Source organism: Ideonella benzenivorans (assembly GCF_020387415.1).
GTDB classification, from domain to species: domain Bacteria; phylum Pseudomonadota; class Gammaproteobacteria; order Burkholderiales; family Burkholderiaceae_C; genus Ideonella; species Ideonella benzenivorans.
The window spans coordinates 323,966-345,696 of record NZ_JAGWCB010000012.1 but is presented as its reverse complement, the minus strand read 5'-3'; the positions used below and the strand labels follow the sequence as shown (position 1 = coordinate 345,696).

Sequence of the window (21,731 nt, the reverse complement as noted above, 5' to 3'; positions counted from 1 at the left end):
GCGTCTCAGCGTTTCAGTTCGGCACCCGGTAGTTGGCGCCGCTGATCAGGTCGATGCCGCAGTTCAGGTCCCGCACCCAGGCGATGAATTCCTGCACGGCCGGGCCGGCCAGCGGGGCACCGTGTTGCGGCACGATCATCGAGATCTCCAGCGTGCTGACCATGTCGGCCCACAGCCGCAGCACCTTGTTCGAGACCATGTAGCGGCGGTGGAAGGCCTCCATCGCCGGCATCACCGTGGCCAGCGAGCGCACCGGGGTCTTGGCAACCTCTCCGCCCACCATCGACACCGCCAGATCGCCGGAGAAGAGGATCTTGCTGACCGGGTCGTAGAACTGGAAATTGCCCTCAGCGTGCATGAAGTGCGCCGGCAGGGCGATCAGGTCGTTGCGGCCGATGCGGATGCGCATGCCCGGGTCGGGAATGCCGGTCACACGGCCGGCCGTCTTGCCCGGCTTGCAGAAGTGGGGAATGAAGCGCTCCCACAGCTTGGACACGTAGATCTGGGCCTGGGTGGCCGTGGTGGTCCAGCGGTCCAGCGAGGCGATGATGTCCGGGTCGGCGTGCGAGGCGATGATGGCCGAGAGCTTCTGCGGCGAGAAGTGCCGCGTCATCGTCAGATACAGCTCGCTGTAGGCCAGGTTGCCACCCGGGTCGATGATGGCGCCCGTCCCATCGTCGATGATCAGGAACTGGTTGGACTGAACCGCCTCACCGGCATGTTCGTCGGCCAGATCGGTGAACATCAGGCACTCGTGCCCTTGCTGGTTATAGAGGGTGACAGGCATGCGCCATCCTAGAGTCGATGAGGGTCTTTGACTTGATCTGGATTAATTCGCAAGCAGGTCCGAGAGGGCACGCAACACCCGGGACAGGGCATCCGGGGCATCGGCGGGCAGGGCCTGGCGGTCCATGCTGCGCAACCAGGTGATCTGCCTTTTGGCCAGTTGCCGGCTGGCGGCCACGCCGGTCTCCATCAGCCGGGCGTGCAGGGCCGGGCCGGACAGGCCGGCGTCCAGCGCCTCCCAGACCTGGCGGTAGCCCACGCAGCGGATCGAAGGCAGTTGCGGGTGCAGGTCGCCACGCGCGCGCAGGGCGCGCACCTCGTCCACCAGGCCCTGGTCCAGCATCTGCGCAAAGCGCTGGGCGATGCGCTCATGCAGCCAGCGCCGCTCCACCGGCTCCAGCGACAGCAGCACGTGATCGCTCCGGGCGGTCGAGGGGGCGGCGGCCTCGCTGCGGGGCCGGGTGTGGAAGCTGGACAGTGGCTGCCCCGTCAGGCGCCAGACCTCCAGGGCCCGCTGGATGCGCTGGGCGTCCTGGGGCGCCAGCCGGGCGGCGGTGCCCGGGTCCACCGCCGCCAGTTCGGCGTGCAGGGCGGGCCAGCCACGCGCCGCCGCCTCGGCGTCGAGGGTGGCGCGCAGCGCGGGATCGGCCGGCGGCAAGGTGTCCAGCCCCTCGATCAGGGCCTTGAAGTACAGCATGGTGCCGCCGACCAGCAGCGGCAGGCGGCCGCGGGCCCGGATTTCGCCGATCAGCCGCTCGGCATCGCGCACGAACTGGGCGGCCGAATAGCGGTCGGCCGGGTCCAGGATGTCGATCAGGTGGTGCGGCACACGGGCCTGCTCCTCGGCGCTGGGCTTGGCGGTGCCGATGTCCATGCCGCGGTAGACCAGGGCCGAGTCGACGCTGATGATCTCGACCGGCCAGCGCGCAGCCACGGCCAGCGCCGCAGCCGTCTTGCCCGAGGCGGTCGGCCCGGCCAGACCCAGCCAGCGCACCCCCCCGGGGGGCCAGGCGGCCTCAGAAGCGCTCATCGTCGCGCAGGTAGCGCCACTGGCCGGCGGGCAGCTTGCCCAGCACCACGCTGCCGATGCGCACCCGCTTCAGGCCCACGACCTTCAGGCCGACCAGTTCGCACATGCGGCGGATCTGGCGTTTGCGCCCTTCGCGCAGCACGAAGCGCAGCTGGTCTTCATTGGCCCAGCTGACCTTGGCCGGCTGCAGCGTCACGCCATCGAGCTCCAGGCCGTGGTTCAGCAGTTGGAGATCGGCTTCGGGCAGCTGTCCGGGCCGGGTGTACTGCACCCGCACCAGGTATTCCTTCTCGACCTCGGATTCGTGGCCGATCAGGTGCTTGGCGATGCGACCGTCCTGGGTCAGCACCAGCAGCCCGGTGGAGTCGATGTCCAGCCGGCCGGCGGGCGCCAGACCGCGGGCATGGCCCGGGTGGTAGGGCTTGCGCGAGGGGTCTTCAGCCCAGTGGTGCTCTGGCGTGACCAGCACGCTGGCCGGCTCGTAGCCGTCCTCGGCCTGGCCGGAGACATAGCCGATGGGCTTGTGCAGCAGGATGGTCACCCGCCGGGCCTGCTGTTGGTGGGCGGCCGGATCGATGTCGATCTGCACCTCCGGCGTGACCCGCTGGCCCAGCGTGGCCATCTGACCATTGACCTTCACCCAGCCGGCTTCGATCCACTCGTCGGCCTCTCGCCGTGAGGCCAGGCCGCGTTCGGTCATCAGCTTGGACAGGCGCAGGCCGGCATCGGCCGGGGCCAAGCGCGCGGGCGGGGGCGTGTGGGGGCGGGGTGGCGCGGGCAGCGGTGGCGCCGGGGGACGCACGGCGGGGGCGGACCCCCGCGCAGGCCGGGCCGCCGGGCCCTGCGGGGCGGGGCGTGGGGGGCGCTCGCCCGGGCGCGGCGGACGTTGGCCTGGCCGGTCTGCCGGCGCGCCACCGTGGCCACGGGCACCCTGGGGTTCGTCACGGCGTGGGGGGCGGTCGGCGTGCCGTGGCGGCTCTTCCCGGCGGGGCCGGTCGGACCAGGCCGGTCCGGTCGGCGCCTGGGAGGGCGCGGCGTAGCTGATCTTCACCCCGGGATGGGCCGGGGCTGGCGTGGGGGCGGCGTCGCGCGGCTGGGTGGCGCGACGGGGCGGGCGTTGGATGTTGCGGTCGGAGCGCATGGCGAAAGGAGGTGAGGCCGGCGGCCGGTGCTCAGCGACCCCGAAGGAACAGGGCGTCGAGTTCCTTCATCGTCAGCTGGCGCCAGGTCGGGCGGCCGTGGTTGCATTGTTCGGAACGCTCGGTGGCTTCCATCTGCCGCAGCAGGGCGTTCATTTCTTCCAGTGTCAGGCGCCGGTTGGCGCGCACGGCGCCATGGCAGGCCATGGTGGCCAGCAGGTCGTCACGGGCCCGCTCGATCAGGTGCCCCGCATCGGCTTCGGCCAGTTCGGCCAGCTCGCTCAGTACCGAGCGGGCCAGTTCGACCGGATCGGCATCGGCCAGCGCGGCCGGGCGGGAGCGCACGGCCAGCGTGCTGGGGCCCAGCGGGCTCAGGTCCAGGCCCAGCGCATGCAGGTCGGCGTGGCGCGCTTCGGCCGTGGCGATCTCCAGCCCGGTGGCGGCAAAGCTGGCCGGGATCAGCAGCGGCTGGGCGGCGATGCCGGTGGCGCGGGCCTCGCTCTTGAGCCGTTCGTAGACGATGCGCTCGTGCGCGGCGTGCATGTCCACCACGACCAGGCCGTGGGCATTCTCCGCCAGCACATAGACGCCAGCGACCTGGGCCAGGGCCCGGCCCAGGGGCCAGTCGCCATCCAGCACCGCGGCCCGGTTCATCGGCGGATCCCCCGGCAGGGGCATGCTGGCCTGGGGCGCCACCGGGGCGGCCGGGGCCGCTGGAGACCAGGGTGTGCGGGGCTCCTCGCGGGCATAGAGCAGCGAGAGGTCGGCCAGGCTCAGGCGCTGCTGCTGGGCCGTGAAGGGCAGCCCCGCCGACGGGTAGGCGGCCGATGCGCTGTCGGTCGCAGGTGGGGTTGCCGGGGCAACTGAACTGGAAGGCGGCGGCGCCGTGTCGCCGGCCGGCGGGGGCGTGAGAGCGCCCGCCACCGGCGGCAGCGCGGCACCGGCGGGCAGGGCCAGCGTGCGTTCCACCGCCCGCCGCACCGCACTGTAGACCTCGCCGGAATCGCGAAAGCGCACCTCGATCTTGGTCGGGTGCACGTTCACATCCACCCGGGTCGGATCGATGTCGATGAACAGCACATAGGCCGGCTGGCGTTGGCCGTGCAGCACGTCCTCGTAGGCGCTGCGCAGGGCGTGCGTGATGAGCTTGTCACGCACGAAGCGGCCGTTGACGTAGACGTACTGGTGGTCGCTGCGGTTGCGGGCGGCTTCGGGCAGGCCGGCCCGGCCCAGGATGCGCATCGGCCCGGCCTGGAACTCCACCGTCCGGCTCTGTGTGACGAAATCCGCGCCCAGCACATCGGCCATGCGCTGCTCATGGGTGGCGCGTCGCCATTGCTCCACCAGCTTGCCTTCGTGCCAGACCGCAAAGCCCACGTCCGGCCGGGCCAAGGCGTGGCGGCGCACCGCCTCCACCGCATGCGACAGCTCGGTCGCCTCGGACTTCAGGAACTTGCGCCGGGCCGGGGTGCTGAAAAACAGCTCGCGCACCTCGATGCTGGTGCCCTGGCCGCGGGCGGCGGGCTGCAGTTCGCCGCTGCGGGCATCCAGCCGACGTGCCTGGGCGGCACTGACCGGGCGGCTGACGATGGCCGTCTCGGAGACGGAAGCGATGGCGGCCAGGGCCTCGCCGCGAAAGCCCATCGTGGTCACACCTTCGAGTTCGGCCAGCGAGCCGATCTTGCTGGTGGCATGGCGTTTGAGCGCCAGCGGCAGCTCCTCGGGCGGGATGCCGCAGCCGTCGTCTTCCACCACGATGGCGCGGATGCCGCCGGCCACCAGCCGCACGGTCACCTGGTCGGCGCCGGCGTCCAGCGCGTTGTCCACCAGCTCGCGCACCACCGAGGCGGGGCGTTCCACCACCTCGCCCGCCGCGATCTGGCTGACCAGTTCATCGGGCAGTTCTCGGATGGGCCGGCGCAGCGGCTCGGTGGCGGGCGAATTCATCCCGGGATTGTAGGGAGCCCGGCCGCCCGCGGCGCCGATAATCACGTCCCATGGACCTGATTGCGACCCTGATCGATTTCATCCTGCACGTGGACCAGTACCTGGCCCAGTTCGTCGCCCAGTACGGCGTGTGGGTGTATGCGCTGCTGTTTCTGATCGTCTTCGTCGAGACTGGCCTGGTGGTGATGCCCTTTCTGCCAGGTGACTCCCTGTTGTTCGTGGTCGGCGCGCTGGCCGGAGCGGACCTGATGCACCTGCCGCTGTCGATGGGCGTGCTGCTGGCCGCTGCGGTGCTGGGGGACCAGCTCAACTACAGCATCGGCCGGCGCCTGGGGCCGCGCGTGTTCCAGTGGGAGAACTCGCGCTTCTTCAACAAGGCCGCCTTCGAGCAGGCGCACGGCTTCTACGACCGCTACGGCGGCCTGACCATCGTGCTGGCGCGCTTCATGCCGTTCATCCGCACCTTTGCCCCCTTCGTGGCCGGGGTGGCGGCGATGTCTCGGGTGCGCTTCACCGCCTACAACCTGGCCGGCGGTGCCTTGTGGGTGGTGGGGGTGATGCTGGCGGGCTACTGGTTCGGCAACATCGCCTGGGTCAAGGCCAACCTCGAGAAGATCATCTGGGCGCTGGTGCTCGTGCCCTCGGCGCTGGCCGTGGTCGGCGCCTGGCGGGCGCGCCGCGGCACGGCGACGGCTTGATGGCGGCGGGCACCCGCTGCCCGCAGGTGGAGGCCGGGCAGCCCTTTGCGCTGTTGGACGATGCCTTGTCGTCCGGACCGGGGCGCAGCCGGCTGTGCACCGACCTGGTGGCCGTGCACGAAAGCACCGGCCCTGACGACCTGACCGCTTGCTGGGCCCGGGTGACCCGTGATTTGCAGGCCGGCCTGCACGCGGTGGTGCTGGCGGACTATGAATGGGGTGTGGCCTTGCAAGGCCTGGCGCCCCTGGTGCCGGGGCGCTTGCGGGTGTGCATGTTCCGACGCCTGGACCGGTTGGATGCGGAGCAGGTCCAGGCCTGGCTGGCGGCGCAGGAAGGGCAGGCCACGCCGGGCGTGGCTGGGCCCTTGGACCTGGCTCCCGAGGTCGAAGCGGCCCGATTCACGGCCGCCATCGACGCCATCCATGCCGCCATCCGCGCGGGTGAGACGTACCAGGTCAATTACACCTACCGATTGCACGGGCGCGCGCATGGCTCGCCCTGGGCCCTGTACCGCCGGCTGCGGGCGCGCCAACCGGTGGCTTACGGCGCCTTGCTGGCGCTGCCCGAGGACCGCTGGGTGCTGTCGCTGTCACCCGAGCTGTTCCTGCAGGTGGCAGGCCGGCAGGTCACGGCGCGGCCGATGAAGGGCACGGCCGCGCGGGCGCTCGACCCGCAGGAGGATGCCCGCCAGGCCCAGGCCTTGCGCCAGGACGTGAAGAACCGGGCCGAGAACCTGATGATCGTGGACCTGCTGCGCAATGACCTGGGTCGGCTGGCCGAGACCGGGTCGGTGCGCGTGCCGGCCCTGTTCGATGTCGAGCCCTACCCCACGGTGTGGCAGATGACCTCGACCATCGAGGCCCGGCTGCGGCCGGAGGTGGACTGGCCCGCGCTGTGGCGCGCCACCTTTCCCTGCGGGTCCATCACCGGGGCGCCCAAGTACCGGACGATGCAGCACATCCAGCGCCTGGAGGCCTCGCCGCGCGGCCTGTACTGTGGCGCCATCGGCTGGATCGAGGCCGGGGAGGGCCTGGGCCAGGCGACCCTGTCGGTGGCGATCCGGACCCTGACGCTGGGGCCGGCCGAGGTCGATACCCGGTCGCTGGTGCTGGGGGTGGGGGCCGGCATCGTGCTGGACAGCGACGCGGCCCAGGAGCGGGCCGAGTGCGCGTTGAAGGCCCGTTTTCTGACCGCCCTGGATCCGGGGCTGGGGCTGTTCGAGACCCTGCGACTGGAGCAGGGGGACTACCCGCTGTTGGCGGTCCATCTGGACCGTCTGGCCCGCAGTGCCGCCCGGTTGGGGTTTCCGTTCGCCCCCGCGCAGGCGGTCGAGACACTGCAGCGCGTGGCGCAGCAGCTGCCCGGCCCGGGGCCGCACCGGGTGCGGCTGGATCTGGCCGCCGATGGGACCTTGCGCGTTCGCCATGCACCCTTGGCGCCGCTGCCGCCGGGGCCGGTGCGTCTGGCCTGGGGGCAGACCACGGTGCCCCGGGGGCGGGCGCTGGCTGGCCTGAAGACCACCGACCGGGCGCTCTACGACGGCCTGGTGGCCGAGGCTGAGGCCCAGGGGGCCTTCGATGCGTTGCTGTTCAGCACGGACGGCTGGCTGCTGGAGGGCGGGCGCAGCAACATCCTGCTGCGGCTGGACGCCGGCTGGGTCACACCGCCGGTGGCCGATGGCCTGCTGCCGGGCGTCATGCGCGCCCAATTGCTGGCCGATCCCGCCTGGGCGCTGCGGGAGCGTTCCATCCACCGCGATGAATTGGGCGCCGTGCGCGAATGGCGTGTCTGCAATGCGCTGCGCGGCGTGCTGGCCGCGCAGTTGCTGCCACCTCAGACCTGACGGTTGCGCGCCAGCGGCGGGTTCTTCGCGAAGTAACGGTCGATGCCGGTGTAGAGCGCCTGCACCAGCTGCAGCTGGTAGTCGGCGTCCTTGAGCTTGCGCTCCTCTTCCGGGTTCGAGATGAAGGCCGTCTCGACCAGGATGGACGGGATGTCGGGCGCCTTCAGCACCGCGAAGCCGGCCTGTTCCACCTCGCCCTTGTGCAGCTTGCCCACGTTGCCAATGCGCGAGAGCACTTCCTTGCCCACCCGCAGGCTGTCCTTGATCTGGGCGGTGGTGCTCATGTCCAGCAGCGCGCGCAGCACCTGGGCATCCTTGGTGGCGGCATTCACGCCGCCCACCACGTCGGCCGCGTTCTCGCGCTGGGCCATCCAGCGGGCGGCGGCGCTGCTGGCGCCGTGGTCGCTCAGTGCAAACACGCTGGCGCCACGTGCCTCGGGCGTGAAGAAGGCGTCGGCATGCACCGACACGAACAGATCGGCCTGCACGCGGCGGGCCTTGGCCACGCGCTCCTGCAGCGGCACGAAGAAGTCGGCATCGCGGGTCAGCATGGCGCGCATGTTGGGCCGCTCGTTGAGCCGGTCGCGCAGCTGGGTGGCGATCTGCAGCACCACGTCCTTCTCGCGCAGGCCCGACGGGCCGATGGCGCCCGGATCCTCACCGCCGTGGCCCGGGTCGATGGCCACCACGATCAGGCGGTTGATGCGGTCGCGCTGGGCCAGGGTTGGCCTGGGGGCCGGGGCCGGCGCCGGGGTGAGGCCCGGCTTGGGCTTGGGCTTGGCCACCAGCGGCTCCTTGCTGGGCTGGGTGGCCTCGGTGGCGGCCAGCGGCCGATCCACCCGGTTCATGAACTCGCCCAGGGCATCGTCTACGCTGCGGGCTGCCTGGCGTTCGGCCTGCAGCTTGTCGTTGACCAGGGACAGCAGCGGGTCGGGGGCCTGGGTGGGGTAGAGGTCGAAGACCAGCCGGTTCTGGTAGGCGGCCACCGGCGTCAGCGCAAATTGCTGGGGCTTCACGGCCTGCTTCAGGTCGATCACCAGACGCACCACCCGCGGCTGGTTCTGGCCCACCCGCACGCCGGCGATGAAGGGGTCGTCCGGCTTGACCTTGCCCACCAGGTCGCGCAAGGCCGGGCTCAGCTCCAGCCCGTCGATGTCCACGACCAAGCGCTGTGGGTCGTCGGCGACGAAGTGGTGGGCCGACAGGGGCTGGTCCGACTCGATGGTCAGCCGGGTGTATTCCGCCGAAGGCCAGACCCGCACTGAGACGATGCTGGCGCCCCAGACCAGTTGGGCCGGCCCCAGCAACAGCACCGCTTGACCGAGGCGGCGGGCATGGGTCAGGACATCACGTCGTTTCATGCGAGCAACTCCTTTCCGCGCGGGCTCATGGCATGAGCGAGCACCTCCCGGCTGTCGTCGGGCTGGGGAAGGATCTCCAGTCTCAGATCGGCCTTCGGACGCTCGGGCCCCGCGTTCTGGGCCCATTCGCACAGTTTCAGCCCCGGACGGGCAAAGATGTCGCGAAAGCCGGCATCTTCCCACTCGCGTGGATCGCTGAAGCGGTAGAAATCGAAATGCGAGATCGCCAGCGGCTGGCCGCCGTGCGGAACCTCGTAGGGTTCGACCACGGCATAGGTTGGGCTCTTGATGCGCCCCTGCACCCCCAGCGCACGCAGCAGGTGCCGCACCAGCGTGGTCTTGCCGGCGCCCAGCGGGCCGTCCAGCTCGATGCAGGCGTCGGCGATGCCCGGGTGTGCGGCCAGCGAGGTCGCAAAAGCCCCACAGGCCTCTTCATTGGGCCAGTGCAGGCGGCGGGTTTCTAGAATCGGCAGATGACTCAAAGCGTCACAGGCGAGGTCGACCTCACGCAGACATTGCAGGACATGGCACAGGCATTGGGATTTTCCCAGATTGGCGTGGCCGATGTCGATCTGTCAGCGGCCGAAGCGGGTTTGATCGCCTGGTTGCAGGCCGGGTTCCATGGCCAGATGGACTACATGGCCCGTCATGGCCTCAAACGGGCCCGTCCGGCGGAGCTGGTGCCGGGCACGGTGCGGGTCATCACGGCCCGCATGGACTATCTGCCGCGAGGAACCCCCGAAGGCTGGCAGGCGCTGGAATGGCAGCGCCTGGCCCAGCCGATGCAAGGCCAGGTCTCGCTGTATGCCCGCGGGCGGGACTATCACAAGGTGCTGCGGGCCCGCCTGCAACGGCTGGCCGACCAGCTGGCCGCGCTGCTGGGGCCGCTCGGCCACCGGGTGTTCTGTGATTCGGCGCCGGTGCTGGAGGTGGAACTGGCCCAGCGCAGCGGTCTGGGCTGGCGCGGCAAGCACACGCTGACGCTGTCGCGCGAAGGTGGTTCGCTGTTCTTCCTGGGGGAGATCTACGTCGATGCCCCACTGGCCTGCACGCCGCCGGTGGAGGGGCATTGCGGCCGTTGCCAGGCCTGCATCACCGTCTGTCCGACCGGGGCCATCGTCGCGCCTTACCGGCTGGACGCACGGCGCTGCATCTCCTATCTGACGATCGAGCATGCCGGGCCGATTCCCGAGCCACTGCGGGCAGCGATCGGCAACCGCCTCTACGGCTGCGACGACTGCCAACTGGCCTGTCCCTGGAACAAGTTCGCCCGGCGCAGCCCCCTGCCGGATTTCGTGCCGCGCTCAGACTGGGTGGCGCCGTCGCTGCTGGCCCTGTGGGCCTGGGACGAGGCTGGCTTCCTGTCCCGCACCGAGGGCAGTCCGATCCGGCGCATTGGTTTCGAGCGCTGGCAGCGCAATCTGGCGGTGGCCTCGGGCAATGCCCTGGCCCGAGGGGATGCCGAAAGTCCTGCGTTGCGGGGCGCGCTGACCCAGGCCCGCGCTGCGGCCACCCCCCTGGTGGCCGAGCACATCGACTGGGCGTTGGCCCAGGGCTGAGCGACGCTCAGCGCACCGCGTCCAGCGCGGAGAGGGCCAGCGGCAAGCCGGCCATGCCGATCACCGTGGACACGCTGATCAGCCCGGCCACATAGCTGCCGTGGCCACCCATGCGCACCGCCAGCACGTAGGCGCTGGAGGCCGTGGGCAGCGCGGCGAAGGCCACCACCACCGTCTGCTGCGCCGGCGGCAGGCCGACGACCTGCACCAGCACGATGGCGACCAGCGGCAGCACCACATGCCGGATGCCCAGCAGCGCGGCGGCCAGGCCGGGCGCGTCCCGCAGGGCACCCATGCGCAGACCGGCGCCCACCGCCATCAACCCGAGCGGCAGGGCGGCGCCCCCGATGCGGGTCAGCGTGATGTCCAACAGACTGGGCAGCCGCAGGCCCAGCAGATTGGCCAGCAGGCCCGCCACCGTGCCGACGATCAGCGGGTTGCGGGCCAACTCCTTCAGAAAGTTCTGGCCGGCATGCCGGGCCAGCGGCCAGACGGCCGCGACGTTGCACACCGGCACGCACAGCGCGATCAGCAGGGCGATCCAGGCCACCGATTGCACACCGCCCAGCCGTTCCGCCAGGGCCAGGGCCACATAGGAGTTGAAGCGGAACGCTGTCTGGGCCCCGGAGGCATGGGTGCGTGGGTCCACGCCGGGCCAATGGCCCAAGGCATAGGAGAGGGCGATGCCGACGGCGACCACGGTCAGCCCGCAGCCGGCCAGGGTCATCAGCGCACCGGGCTGCAAGGGCTGGCGCAGGATGGCCACGAACAGCAGCACCGGAAACAGCAGGTGGTAGACCAGCTTCTCGACGCCGTCCCAGACCGGGCGATCCAGCACGGTGTAGCGGCACAGCGCCCAACCCAGCAGAATGAGGAGAAAGTCGGGCAGCAACAGCAACACTTGGTTCATGGCATGCCGAGTGTGCCAGCAAGCCCATGGCCTTGCCGTCCTCTGCGGGCAGGGCCGTGCTGGCGGCAGGTGCCCGCGTCCCGTCGTTATGGTTTCCGCATGTCGTCCAAGCTCTCCGTCTCCCTCCCTTCATCGACCCCATCCCTGGCCCCAGGCGACGCGGCCCTGATCGACACCTTTTGTTCAGCGTTGTGGATCGAGGACGGCCTGTCGGCCAACACCTTGTCTGCCTACCGGCGCGACCTGAGTGCCCTGGCCCGCTGGCTGGCTGAACACCGTCGAGGGGGGCTGACCGGTGTGGGGCTGGAGGATCTGCTGGCCTACGCCGCCGAGCGGCATGCTGCCACGCGCAGCACCACCGCCAATCGGCGGCTGGCGGTGTTCCGGCGCTTCTACCGCTGGGCGGTGCGGGAGCACCATCTGGCGGCGGACCCGACCCTGCAGCTGCAGGCGGCCCGCCAGCCCATGCGGCTACCCAAGACGCTCACCGAAGCCCAGGTCGAGGCGCTACTGGCCGCCCCCGACGTGGGTACGCCGCTGGGGCTGCGGGACCGCTGCATGCTGGAGCTGATGTACGCCAGCGGGCTGCGGGTGTCCGAACTGGTCAACCTGGCGTCCGTGGAGGTGGGGCTGGCCGAAGGGGTATTGCGGGTGACCGGCAAGGGCCGCAAGGAACGGCTGGTGCCCTTTGGGGCCGAGGCGGAAGGCTGGCTGCGGCGATACCTGGCGGACGCGCGCGGCGCGATCCTGAAAGCGCAGCAGAGCGCGACGCTGTTCGTCACGGCACGCGGCGCCGGCATGACCCGGCAGATGTTCTGGACGCTCGTCAAACGCTATGCGGCCCAGGCCGGGGTGAACGTACCGCTCTCACCGCACACGCTGCGGCACGCCTTTGCCACCCACCTGCTCAACCATGGGGCCGACCTGCGGGTGGTGCAGATGCTGCTCGGCCATGCCGACATCTCGACGACGACGATCTACACCCACGTGGCCCGCGAACGCCTGAAGGCCTTGCACGCACGTCATCATCCGCGGGCATAAAAAAACCGGCCCGAAGGCCGGTTTTGTACTTCGAGAAAGGCCCGAAGGCCGATCATCAGAAGTTGTGGCGGATACCAGCGCCGAAGGTGTTGAACGTGCCACCCTTGGGCGAGAACACGCCGTCTTCGTCCTTCATCTTGGTGGCGAAGGCGTAGACCTTGGTGCGCTTGCTCAGGTTGTAGTTGTAGCCACCGGTCACTTGCCAAGCCTTCTTGGCAGACAGGCCAGCGTCAGCCTTGACGTCGTTCGTGCCACCGTAGTTCAGGTGGAACTCGTTGGCACCCAGGGTGTAGGAACCCACCAGACGCCAGGTGTTGTACTTCACGCCGGTCACGCTGACGGTGCCGTCAGACAGGGTGGCGTCGCGCACGACGTTGAAGTAACCACCCACGGCGAAGGCGCCCAGGTCGTAGTTGGCACGGATGGCGGTCGACTTGGCATCGCCATGCTTGTCGAAGCCGAAGCCCAGGTGCAGGGGACCACGGTCGTAGTAACCGGCCACAGCCAGAGGCTTGCTCTTTTCGCCGCCGTAGGCTTCAGCCGTTTGCACCCAACCCACGAAGCCGTAGATGTCCGGCGTGTTGTACGACACGGCGTTCTGCAGGCTGTTCCAGTAGTTCAGGTTGGAGTTCAGACCGCCGCCATACAGGAAGTCGGAGGTGGTGCCGGTGTCGTGGTTGATCCAGGACACATAGTCGGCGGTGGCGTGGTAGGCCTCGTTGTTGTCGAGGTTGCCCAGCTTCACGGTACCGTAGCGGGTGGCCAGACCCACGGTCGACTCACGGCCCCAGAAACGGCTGCCGGCGGTGCCGGTGGAAGCGTCAAAGCCGTGTTCGATCTTGAAGATGGCCTTGTTGCCGCCGCCCAGATCTTCTTCACCGGCGAAGCCGATGCGCGACGAGTTGTCGACTTCTTGCCAGTCGCGCTTGCCGGCGCCGTCAACCTTGGTGCTTTCGACCGACAGGTTCAGGCGACCGTAGATGGTCACGGAGCTTTGGGCAAAGGCCGGAGCCGCCAGGGTGGCCGCGATCGCGGTCAGGACGAGAGATTTCTTCATGTTGAAGGACCCTTGGTCAGTGAAACAAAGGAGTCTCACGTCTGTGCTTGTGCTACGCAGCGCAGGACGCCGAAACTCGGAAGTGCCGTATGACAGCACTGTGAAATGAAGTTTAGCCGCCGGCCGCGGGTTTGCCCCATGCGCCAAAGGCTTTCGCCCTGGCGGGCGTCCTTTTTGTTGCGTGGGCGCAACTTGCCGTCGGCGCAGCAGAGTGACAGGCGGGACGGGCGGCCGGGCGAGAATGGCGTCATGGACCACACCTTTGTTTCCGCGTTCGTGCTGCTGCTGTTGGTGCTCGACCCCTTCGGCAGCTTGCCCATTTTCATCTCCGTGTTCAAGGGGGTGGCCCCTGAGCGTCGCACGCGCGTGGCGATCCGGGAGGTCCTGATCGCCTTCGGGGTGCTGCTGGCGTTCATGTTCATGGGGGAGGGGTTTCTGCGCGTGATGCACCTGTCCGAGCGCTCGCTGGAGGTGGCGGGGGGGGTGATCCTGATGATCATTGCCATTCGGATGATCTTCGCGACCGGCGGCGACATCTATGCATCAGATGAGGCCAAGGAGCCTTTGATCTTCCCCTTGGCCGTCCCCTTGCTGGCCGGCCCTTCGGCCATGGTCACGGTGTTGCTGTTGGCGTCCCGACAGCCGGAGCGGGTCATGGAATGGGTGGGCGCACTGACGCTGGCGATGCTGGTGTGCGGTGCGGTGATGCTGCTGGCCGAGCACATCCGCCGCTGGATCGGCACCCAGATGGTGAACGCGATCGAGAAGCTGATGGGGTTGGTGTTGACGGCGATCGCGACCGAGATGGTGTTGGCGGGCTTGAAGCGCTACTTCTTCGATCCGTCTTGAGGGGCCGGCTGGCCCCAAAACAAAACGCGCCCCTTGGGGCGCGTTTCTCTGCCAGGTGGGAAACCCCGGTCAACGACCGCGCAGGTAGCTGGGTGCTTCCAGTTTCTTGGCCGCGACCGACAGCAGCAAGGTCAGCATCAGGTACAGGGCCGAGATGGCCAGGTACGGCTCCCAGTAACGGGAATAGGCGCCCGCCACCGTCCGGGCGGCCAAGGCCAGCTCGGTCAGACCGATGGCCGACACCAGGGAGGAGTCCTTGATCAGCGCAATGCCTTCGTTGACCAGGGCCGGCACCATGCGGCGAAAGGCCTGCGGCAGGATGACATGGCGCATCGCCTGCGAGTGGGTCAGGCCCAGGCTCCAGGCAGCCTGGGTTTGGCCCTGGTGGATGCTCTGGATGCCGGCTCGGAAGATCTCCGAGATGTAGGCGCCCGCATTCAGGCTCAGCGCCACCGCGCCCGAGAAGAAGGCGCCGTGATCCTGCCGGAACTGGCGTGCGGCCTCGCCCGACAGCAGCAGGCCGTGGTCCGGCTGGATCAAGGCCGGCATCACCGCGAAGTGCACCAGCAGGATCTGCACGAACAGCGGCGTGCCGCGGAAGAAGGTGATGTAGGCCGTGGCCGCGCCCCGCACGAACTTCATCAGCCAGCACAGCCCCAGCGATTTGGGCTGAGGGGCATCCCGTGATGTGTTGATCAATCCCAGCAAGACCCCCAAGGCCAGGCCGCAGCTGATGGCCACCAGGGTGATCTCGATGGTGGTCCACAGACCGTCCAGAAACAGCGGGCCGTAACCCGCCAGGATGTCCCAACGCAAATCCACGGGATGTTCTCTCTGTGCAGCGACCGATCAGTTCGAGGCGGCGGAAGCCGGTGCAGCCGCGCCTTCCGGCTCGGTGCCGAAGGTCTTCTTGTAGATGGCGGCGTAGCTGCCATCGGCCTTCACGGCGGCCAGACCCTTGTTGATCAGCGCCAGCAGCTCGGCGTTGCCCTTCTTGACGGCGATGCCGTATTGCTCCGGCGCGAAGGACTTGGTGTCGGCCACGGTCTTGAACTTGGCATCCGGGTTGTTGGCCACGTAGTGGATCACCACGCCGTTGTCGGCCACCACGGCATCCACGCCGCCCGCTTCCAGTTCCTTCAGGGCCAGCGGGGTGGATTCGAAGCGCTTGATCAGCGTCGAGGTCTTGCCCTGCAGCTTGGTCACGACTTCATCACCGGTGGTGCCGGTCTGGACGCCGACCTTCAGCTTCTTCAGGTCGTCGAACTTGGCGACCTTGGAATTGGCTTTCACAGCGATCAGCTGGATGGCGTCGAAGTACGGGTCGGAGAAGTCCATCGTCTGCTTGCGCTCGTCGGTGATGGTGATCGACGAGATCAGCAGGTCGCGGTCGCCCTGGGTCAGCGCGTTGAAGATGCCTTCCCACGGGGTGTTGATGAACTTCACCTGGAAGCCACCCTTCTCGGCCACCGCATTCAGCAGGTCCACCGAGAAGCCGACGATTTCACCCTTCTCGTTCTGGTACTCAAACGGCGCGTAAGCGGCGTCGGTGCCCACGGTGTAGACCTTGACCGGCGCGGGCTCGGAGGCGGGCGCGGAAGCGGCCTCGACCGGAGCGGCGGGTTCCTGCTTGCTGCAGGCGGCCAGGACAAGGCCGGCGGCCAGGGTGCCGGCCAGCTTCAGAAATTGACGGGTGCTCAGTTGAGACATGGATTTCCTCGGGTTGAAACCAGATGAAGCGGTGAAATACCGCGCAGTGTACGGCGCAAGGGTGCAAATTCCACGCCACGGCAGGGTGGGAGGTTCCCGCACTGTCAAGGTGCTTTTTGCACCATCAGGGGGAGGTCGGCCTGCTCCAGCCAAGCCAATTCGGCCTCACTGAAGCCAGCCGCCTGGCGCGCCGCCAGGTTGAAGGGGCGGCGCAGGCGGGGCGCTTCATAGCGGGCGACGAGCGCTGGGTAGAGTGCCACGGGATCCTCGCCCTGGCGTTCACACAGCCAGCGGTACCAGCGGTTGCCGATGGCCACATGACCGATTTCGTCGCGCAGGATGATGTCGAGGATGCGCACGGCGTCCAGATCGCCCGCCTTGCGCAGCTTGGCCTGGATCGGTGGCGTGGCGTCCAGGCCGCGGGCTTCCAGCGTGCGGGGCACCAGGGCCATCCGCGCCAGCACATCGGCCCGGGTGCGTTCGGCCATCTGCCAGAGGCCATCGTGGGCCTCGTAGTCGCCATAGTCGTGCCCCAGCGTGCGCAGGTGACTGCGCAGCAGGGTGAAATGCAGGGCTTCCTCGCCGGCGACCTGCAGCCAGTCGCGGTAGAAGGACTCGGGCAGGCCGGGGAAGCGCCAGATCGCATCCAGGGCCAGGTTGATGGCGTTGAACTCGATGTGGCAGATGGCATGCAGCAGTGCCGCACGGCCTTCCCGCGTGAAGGGCGAACGGCCCGGCACCTGATCGGCTGGCACCAGCCGGGGGGCGGTCGGCCGGCCCGGCAGGGCTGTCGTCGGGTGGAGTTCCGGTTGCGGATCCACCGGTGGCGGCGCCAGATAGAGGGTGCGTGCCTGTTCAGCCTTGCGCGTCGGGTCCGGTTCGCACAAGACCTTGAGCGCTTCCATGCGCAGTTCCATTCGTAAAATTATCGATCACCCGATTTCCTGCTTCATGAGCGAACTCCACAAATTTCTGTTCGAAGGCCTGCCGGTGCGCGGCATGCTGGTGCGTCTGACCGACAGTTGGCGCGAAGTCCTGGCCCGGCGCGAGGAGGCTGGCGCCTTTCCGGCGCCCGTGCGCGCGCTGCTGGGCGAGATGGCGGCAGCCTCCACGCTGATGCAGGCCAACATCAAGTTCAACGGCGCCCTGATCCTGCAGGTCTTTGGCGACGGTCCGGTGAAGCTGGCGGTGGCCGAATCCCGCTCGGACCTGGGCTTTCGCGCGACCGCCAAGGTGGTGGGCGAGGTGCCCGTCGATGCCCAGCTGGAGGCGATGCTCAATGTCCATGGACAGGGCCGCTGCGCGATCACCCTGGACCCGCAGGACCGCCTGCCTGGTCAACAGCCCTACCAGGGTGTGGTGCCGCTGCACGGTGACCAGCGTGAACCGCTGCAGCAACTCTCGCAGGTGCTGGAGCACTACATGCTGCAGTCCGAGCAGCTGGACACCCGGCTGGTGCTGGCCGCCAACGACGAGGTGGCGGCCGGCCTGCTGATCCAGCGCCTGCCGGTGGAGGGTGAGGGCAACCTGGCCGGTCGCCGCAACGAGGACGAGATCGGCCTGTCCGAGGCCTTCAACCGCATTGCCCATCTGGCGGGCACGCTGACCGCCGACGAGTTGCTGACCCTGGACGCGGACACCATCCTGCACCGCCTGTTCTGGGAGGAGCCGCTGCAGCGCTTCGAGCCGCTGGCCCCGCACTTCGCCTGCAGTTGTTCCAGCGAGCGCGTGCGCAACATGTTGGCGGGCCTGGGGCAGGAAGAGGTGGAGAGCATCCTCGCCGAACGCGGCGACGTGGAGGTCGGCTGCGACTTCTGCGGACGGCAGTACCACTTCGATGCGGTGGATGTGGGCGAGCTCTTCACCCCCGGGCAGAACCAGCCGCCGGGTTCGGACGCGGTGCATTGAGGCGCCGCATCAGCGGCGCTGGAAGGCGCGGTGCTCGCAGTCCGGCTGGTCGCAGTCGGTGCAGGTCCCGCGCCAGGCCGGCTGTTCGGTCTCCCGCGCCGCCAGCCGGCTGAACAAGCCTGTGGACCAGGGCTGGCGCTTGGCGAATGAGGCTCGCCAGAGCAGGGTCAGGGCATCCAGGGCGGCTTCCGTTCGGCGCTGGCCTTGTCCACTGACGACCGCGAAGGGCAGGTCTGCCGACACCAGCAATTGCCGCAAGCGGGCATCCACCGGGGCCCGCACCTGCGGGCCGTCGCGTTGCAGCCCATCGGCCTGCCAGGGCAGGTCCAGGGCGGTCAGCAGCGTGGTCTCGCAGTGGCGGCGCTGCCAGGCCAGTGCCATTGCATCCAGCGAGGTCTCACCAAAGACCTGGTGGTGGTAGACCGCCGTCATCAACGGGGTGGTGTCGGCCAGCACCAGGTCGTGGGTCCGGGCGGCGGCCTCGATGCGGCGGGCCTGCTCGGTGGCAATCTCGGCCTGCTCCTCCACCCGGGGGGTGCGGCCAGCCGCCTCGGACCACTCACGCAGCACCTCGGGGACCCAGGCGCAGCGCCAGCCGGTCAGTCCAGGCAAGGTGGTGGCCAGCGCCTGGGCCAAGGTGCTCTTGCCGGTGCTTTCGGCACCGACGATGGCCACGATGCGGCCGGTGTCAGCCATGCACCCGGCCCTCCAGGGCGCGCCAGCGCTGCCAGCCCCAGGCGGCCAGGCCGGCAAACAGGGCGTAGAGCAGGACGGTGAGCCAAAGCCCCTTGTATGCAAACAGGCCGACGCTGGTCACGTTGACGGCGATCCAGACCGGCCAGTTCTCAATCAGCTTGCGGCCGAGCAGGATCTGGCCGGTGATGCTGCCCACGGTGGGCAGGGCGTCCAGATAAGGCACGTCGCTGTCCGTCACGCGGTGCAGCAGCCAGCCGAGCAGCGGCCAGGTGCAGAGGGTGAGCAGCAGGGCGCGTTGACGCTGGGCCTGGGTCAGTCGGTGCACGGTCAGTCGCCCGCCGTCCTCGCCATGGCCGCGCAACCACTCCCACCAGCCCCAGCCCGCCAGGGCGACGAAGACCAGCTGCAGGCTGGCCTCGCCATAGAGCCGGTAATGTAGGAAGAGCGCGGCGTACAGCAGCGAGCTGACGATGGCGAGCGGCCAGCCCAGCGGATGCACCCGCATGTTGCAACCCACCATCCACAGCGAAAGGACGCAGGCCAGCACCTCGGTCCAGGTGATGGGGCTGCCCCAGAGCGTGAAGGCGGGCAGCAGCCACAGGCCGGCAAGGTGGGTCAGTGCGTCCATCGGGAAAGGGCCTGGCCCAGGCAGGGGGCGAGCGTTCAGTGCGAGGGGGCCGGGGACACCACGACCAGCATCTCGTCGGGGCGGATCATGCCCAGCTCCAGCCGGGCCTTTTCCTCGACCATTTCCAGGCCTTCGCGCAGGTCGGTGACCTCCGCCTGCAGGCGGTCGTTGCGGGCCCGGGCCTGGTCATTGGCGGACCGCTGGGCCACCACCTCCCGCTGGAGTTCCATCACATGCGAAACCCCGCCGCGGCCGAACCAGAGTTCGGCCTGCACGATCAGCAGCAGGGCTGCCAGGATGATGGGCAGGGCGCGCATGGCGGGAGTATGCCGCAGCCAACAGGAGACAAGGCTGCGGCAGGCGGCCGTCAGCGCAGGTTGTAGAAGGCGCTGCGGCCCGGGTACACCGCCACGTCGCCCAGGTCTTCCTCGATGCGCAGCAGCTGGTTGTACTTGGCCATGCGGTCACTGCGGCTCATCGAGCCGGTCTTGATCTGGCCGGCGTTCAAGCCCACCGCGATGTCGGCGATGGTGGAGTCCTCGGTTTCGCCCGAGCGGTGGCTGATCACGGCGGTGTAGCCGGCGCGCTTGGCCATTTCGATGGCGGCGAAGGTCTCGGTCAGGGTGCCGATCTGGTTGATCTTGATGAGGATCGAGTTGGCGATGCCCTTGTCGATGCCTTCCTTCAGGATCTTGGTGTTGGTCACGAACAGGTCGTCACCCACCAGTTGCACCTTCTGGCCCAGGCGCTCGGTCAGGTGCTTCCAGCCTTCCCAGTCGCCTTCGGCCATGCCGTCTTCGATCGAGATGATCGGGTACTTGTCGACCCAGGTGGCCAGGATGTCGGTCCATTCGGCGGCGGTCAGCGTCAGGCCTTCACCGGCCAGCTGGTACTTGCCGTCCTTGTAGAACTCGCTGGAGGCGCAGTCCAGGCCGATGGCGATCTGGCTGCCGGCGGTGTAGCCGGCGTTCTCGATGGCTTCCAGGATCAGCTGGATGGCGGCCTCGTGGCTGGCCACGCTGGGGGCGAAGCCGCCCTCGTCGCCCACCGCGGTGCTCATGCCCTTGCTGTCGATCAGCTTCTTCAGGGCGTGGAACACCTCGGCGCCGTAGCGGATGGCTTCGCGGAAGCTGGGGGCGCCCACCGGGATGATCATGAATTCCTGGATGTCCAGGGTGTTGTTGGCATGGGCGCCGCCGTTGATGACGTTCATCATCGGCACCGGCAGCTGCACGCCGCCCATGCCGCCGAAGTAGCGGTACAGGGGCAGGCCGGATTCCTCGGCGGCGGCGCGGGCCACCGCCATCGAGACGGCCAGCATGGCGTTGGCGCCCAGGCGGCTCTTGTTCTCGGTGCCGTCCAGGTCGATCAGGGTCTTGTCCAGGAAGGCCTGCTCGGAGGCGTCCAGACCCAGCACGGCTTCGCTGATCTCGGTGTTGATGTTGTTGACGGCTTTCAGCACGCCCTTGCCCAGGTAGCGGCTCTTGTCGCCGTCACGCAGTTCGATCGCTTCACGCGAGCCGGTGGACGCGCCCGAGGGCACGGCCGCGCGGCCCATGGTGCCGCTTTCCAGCAGCACGTCGCATTCGACGGTGGGGTTGCCGCGGCTGTCCAGCACTTCGCGGCCGACGATGTCAACGATGGCGCTCATCTTCACTCCAAGGATGTTGAAACTGGGTTCTGTGCTTGCCGGGGCGCAAAGCGCCTCAGCAGCTGAAATCGTTCTCGAGCAGGGGCTGGGTCTTGACCACGCGGTCCAGGGCCACCAGCTGCTCCAGCAAAGCCTTCATGTGCTTGAGGGGCACGGCGTTCGGGCCGTCCGACATGGCATGCGCAGGATCGGGGTGGGTCTCCATGAACAGCCCGGCCACGCCCACCGCCACGCCAGCGCGGGCCAGCACCGGCACGAACTCGCGCTGGCCGCCCGAGCTGGTGCCCTGACCGCCGGGCAGTTGCACCGAGTGGGTCACGTCAAAAACGACCGGGGCGTTCGTCTCGCGCATGATCGCCAGGCTACGCATGTCGGAGACGAGGTTGTTGTAGCCGAAGCTGGCGCCACGCTCGCAGGCCATGAAGCGGTCCTCGGACAGGCCGGCCTCGCGGGCCGCGTCCCGGGCCTTCTGGATCACGTTCTTCATGTCGTGCGGCGCGAGGAACTGGCCCTTCTTGATGTTCACCGGCTTGCCGCACTGGGCGACGGCGCGGATGAAATCGGTTTGGCGGCACAGGAAGGCCGGTGTCTGCAGCACGTCGACCACGGCGGCCACGGCCGGCACCTCGGCCTCGGTGTGCACATCGGTCAGCACCGGCACGCCCAGCTCCTTGCGGACCTTGGCCAGGATCTTAAGTCCCTTTTCCATGCCCGGCCCGCGCGGCGAGCTGCCCGAGGAGCGGTTGGCCTTGTCGTAGCTGCTCTTGAAGATGAACGGGATGCCCAGCGTGGCGGTGATTTCCTTGAGCTGACCGGCCACATCCATCTGCAACTGCTCGCTTTCGATCACGCAGGGGCCGGCGATCAGGAAGAAGGGCTTGTCCAGGCCCACCTCAAATCCGCAGAGCTGCATGCCG

22 protein-coding genes are annotated in these 21,731 nt (G+C 68.7%); 6 read left to right on the top strand and 16 right to left on the bottom strand.

The genetic code is table 11. The features are described 5' to 3' along the window. Window positions 1-13: 13 nt before the first annotated feature. The 4 genes from KGA65_RS14345 to mutL are packed head-to-tail and all read right to left on the bottom strand — an operon-like array spanning window position 14 to window position 4,902. Window positions 14-787: an oxygen-binding di-iron domain-containing protein gene (locus KGA65_RS14345; protein WP_225863799.1), complete on the bottom strand. Its 774-nt coding sequence runs from the start codon at window positions 785-787 to the stop codon at window positions 14-16. Between the two features lie 42 nt (window positions 788-829). Continuing rightward, entirely contained in the window at window positions 830-1,816 is a 987-nt protein-coding gene (gene miaA, locus KGA65_RS14340) for a tRNA (adenosine(37)-N6)-dimethylallyltransferase MiaA (protein WP_225863798.1), read from the bottom strand. Beyond that, window positions 1,803-2,957 (bottom strand): pseudouridine synthase, encoded by a 1,155-nt coding sequence (locus tag KGA65_RS21180; RefSeq protein WP_375142641.1) that lies wholly within the window; start codon window positions 2,955-2,957, stop codon window positions 1,803-1,805. The genes miaA and KGA65_RS21180 overlap by 14 nt, the downstream gene beginning before the upstream one ends. 31 nt (window positions 2,958-2,988) lie before the next feature. Beyond that, a complete protein-coding gene (gene mutL / locus KGA65_RS14330) occupies window positions 2,989-4,902 on the bottom strand; it encodes a DNA mismatch repair endonuclease MutL (protein WP_225863797.1) in 1,914 nt (637 codons plus the stop codon). Between the two features lie 50 nt (window positions 4,903-4,952). Here mutL and KGA65_RS14325 point away from each other — a divergent pair, with 50 nt between their 5' ends. Both KGA65_RS14325 and pabB read left to right on the top strand, forming a co-directional pair. Further along, complete coding sequence (locus KGA65_RS14325; RefSeq protein WP_225863796.1) at window positions 4,953-5,600, top strand: DedA family protein; 648 nt, start codon at window positions 4,953-4,955, stop codon at window positions 5,598-5,600. Beyond that, window positions 5,600-7,444 carry an aminodeoxychorismate synthase component I gene (gene pabB / locus KGA65_RS14320; protein ID WP_225863795.1) on the top strand — a complete coding sequence of 615 codons (1,845 nt, stop codon included), beginning with the start codon at window positions 5,600-5,602 and terminating at the stop codon, window positions 7,442-7,444. The genes KGA65_RS14325 and pabB overlap by 1 nt, the downstream gene beginning before the upstream one ends. Here pabB and KGA65_RS14315 read toward each other — a convergent pair. Together KGA65_RS14315 and tsaE are read right to left on the bottom strand one after the other, a co-directional pair. Beyond that, the gene (locus tag KGA65_RS14315; protein WP_225863794.1) at window positions 7,435-8,805 is read right to left on the bottom strand and encodes an N-acetylmuramoyl-L-alanine amidase; all 1,371 of its coding nucleotides are present in this window, start codon (window positions 8,803-8,805) and stop codon (window positions 7,435-7,437) included. The genes pabB and KGA65_RS14315 overlap by 10 nt on opposite strands. After that, entirely contained in the window at window positions 8,802-9,278 is a 477-nt protein-coding gene (tsaE, locus tag KGA65_RS14310) for a tRNA (adenosine(37)-N6)-threonylcarbamoyltransferase complex ATPase subunit type 1 TsaE (protein WP_225864112.1), read from the bottom strand. Before tsaE ends, KGA65_RS14315 begins: the two co-directional genes overlap by 4 nt. Here tsaE and queG point away from each other — a divergent pair, their 5' ends adjacent. Beyond that, window positions 9,279-10,364 carry a tRNA epoxyqueuosine(34) reductase QueG gene (queG, locus tag KGA65_RS14305; RefSeq protein WP_225863793.1) on the top strand — a complete coding sequence of 362 codons (1,086 nt, stop codon included), beginning with the start codon at window positions 9,279-9,281 and terminating at the stop codon, window positions 10,362-10,364. A 7-nt stretch (window positions 10,365-10,371) separates the two neighbouring features. Here queG and KGA65_RS14300 read toward each other — a convergent pair whose 3' ends face one another. Then, window positions 10,372-11,274 (bottom strand): AEC family transporter, encoded by a 903-nt coding sequence (locus tag KGA65_RS14300; protein ID WP_225863792.1) that lies wholly within the window; start codon window positions 11,272-11,274, stop codon window positions 10,372-10,374. A gap of 99 nt (window positions 11,275-11,373) precedes the next feature. Here KGA65_RS14300 and xerD point away from each other — a divergent pair, with 99 nt between their 5' ends. Then, complete coding sequence (gene xerD, locus KGA65_RS14295) at window positions 11,374-12,315, top strand: site-specific tyrosine recombinase XerD (RefSeq protein WP_225863791.1); 942 nt, start codon at window positions 11,374-11,376, stop codon at window positions 12,313-12,315. A gap of 55 nt (window positions 12,316-12,370) precedes the next feature. Here the strand turns inward: xerD and KGA65_RS14290 are convergent, their stop codons facing one another. Beyond that, complete coding sequence (locus KGA65_RS14290) at window positions 12,371-13,372, bottom strand: porin (RefSeq protein ID WP_225863790.1); 1,002 nt, start codon at window positions 13,370-13,372, stop codon at window positions 12,371-12,373. A gap of 249 nt (window positions 13,373-13,621) precedes the next feature. Between KGA65_RS14290 and KGA65_RS14285 the strand changes: the two genes are divergently transcribed. Continuing rightward, the gene (locus KGA65_RS14285; protein WP_225863789.1) at window positions 13,622-14,221 is read left to right on the top strand and encodes a MarC family protein; all 600 of its coding nucleotides are present in this window, start codon (window positions 13,622-13,624) and stop codon (window positions 14,219-14,221) included. Window positions 14,222-14,290: 69 nt separating this feature from the next. Here KGA65_RS14285 and KGA65_RS14280 read toward each other — a convergent pair whose 3' ends face one another. The 3 genes from KGA65_RS14280 to KGA65_RS14270 form a co-directional block, all read right to left on the bottom strand. Then, entirely contained in the window at window positions 14,291-15,043 is a 753-nt protein-coding gene (locus KGA65_RS14280) for an amino acid ABC transporter permease (protein WP_225863788.1), read from the bottom strand. Window positions 15,044-15,070: 27 nt separating this feature from the next. Further along, complete coding sequence (locus tag KGA65_RS14275) at window positions 15,071-15,931, bottom strand: basic amino acid ABC transporter substrate-binding protein (protein WP_225863787.1); 861 nt, start codon at window positions 15,929-15,931, stop codon at window positions 15,071-15,073. A gap of 104 nt (window positions 15,932-16,035) precedes the next feature. Then, on the bottom strand, window positions 16,036-16,848 hold the full coding sequence (locus KGA65_RS14270; RefSeq protein ID WP_225863786.1) for a ferritin-like domain-containing protein: 813 nt from the start codon (window positions 16,846-16,848) through the stop codon (window positions 16,036-16,038). A 34-nt stretch (window positions 16,849-16,882) separates the two neighbouring features. Between KGA65_RS14270 and hslO the strand changes: the two genes are divergently transcribed. Further along, complete coding sequence (gene hslO, locus KGA65_RS14265) at window positions 16,883-17,839, top strand: Hsp33 family molecular chaperone HslO (RefSeq protein WP_225863785.1); 957 nt, start codon at window positions 16,883-16,885, stop codon at window positions 17,837-17,839. A 9-nt stretch (window positions 17,840-17,848) separates the two neighbouring features. Here the strand turns inward: hslO and KGA65_RS14260 are convergent, their stop codons facing one another. The 5 genes from KGA65_RS14260 to kdsA are packed head-to-tail and all read right to left on the bottom strand — an operon-like array spanning window position 17,849 to window position 21,727. Beyond that, window positions 17,849-18,535, bottom strand: coding sequence for an AAA family ATPase (locus KGA65_RS14260; protein ID WP_225863784.1), 687 nt, complete (start codon window positions 18,533-18,535; stop codon window positions 17,849-17,851). Further along, complete coding sequence (gene pnuC, locus KGA65_RS14255; protein WP_225863783.1) at window positions 18,528-19,163, bottom strand: nicotinamide riboside transporter PnuC; 636 nt, start codon at window positions 19,161-19,163, stop codon at window positions 18,528-18,530. The genes KGA65_RS14260 and pnuC overlap by 8 nt, the downstream gene beginning before the upstream one ends. A gap of 35 nt (window positions 19,164-19,198) precedes the next feature. Beyond that, entirely contained in the window at window positions 19,199-19,480 is a 282-nt protein-coding gene (gene ftsB, locus KGA65_RS14250) for a cell division protein FtsB (protein WP_225863782.1), read from the bottom strand. 50 nt (window positions 19,481-19,530) lie between these two features. Beyond that, window positions 19,531-20,814: a phosphopyruvate hydratase gene (gene eno / locus KGA65_RS14245; RefSeq protein WP_225863781.1), complete on the bottom strand. Its 1,284-nt coding sequence runs from the start codon at window positions 20,812-20,814 to the stop codon at window positions 19,531-19,533. 55 nt (window positions 20,815-20,869) lie between these two features. After that, window positions 20,870-21,727 carry a 3-deoxy-8-phosphooctulonate synthase gene (kdsA, locus tag KGA65_RS14240; RefSeq protein ID WP_225863780.1) on the bottom strand — a complete coding sequence of 286 codons (858 nt, stop codon included), beginning with the start codon at window positions 21,725-21,727 and terminating at the stop codon, window positions 20,870-20,872. Window positions 21,728-21,731 lie beyond the last annotated feature (4 nt).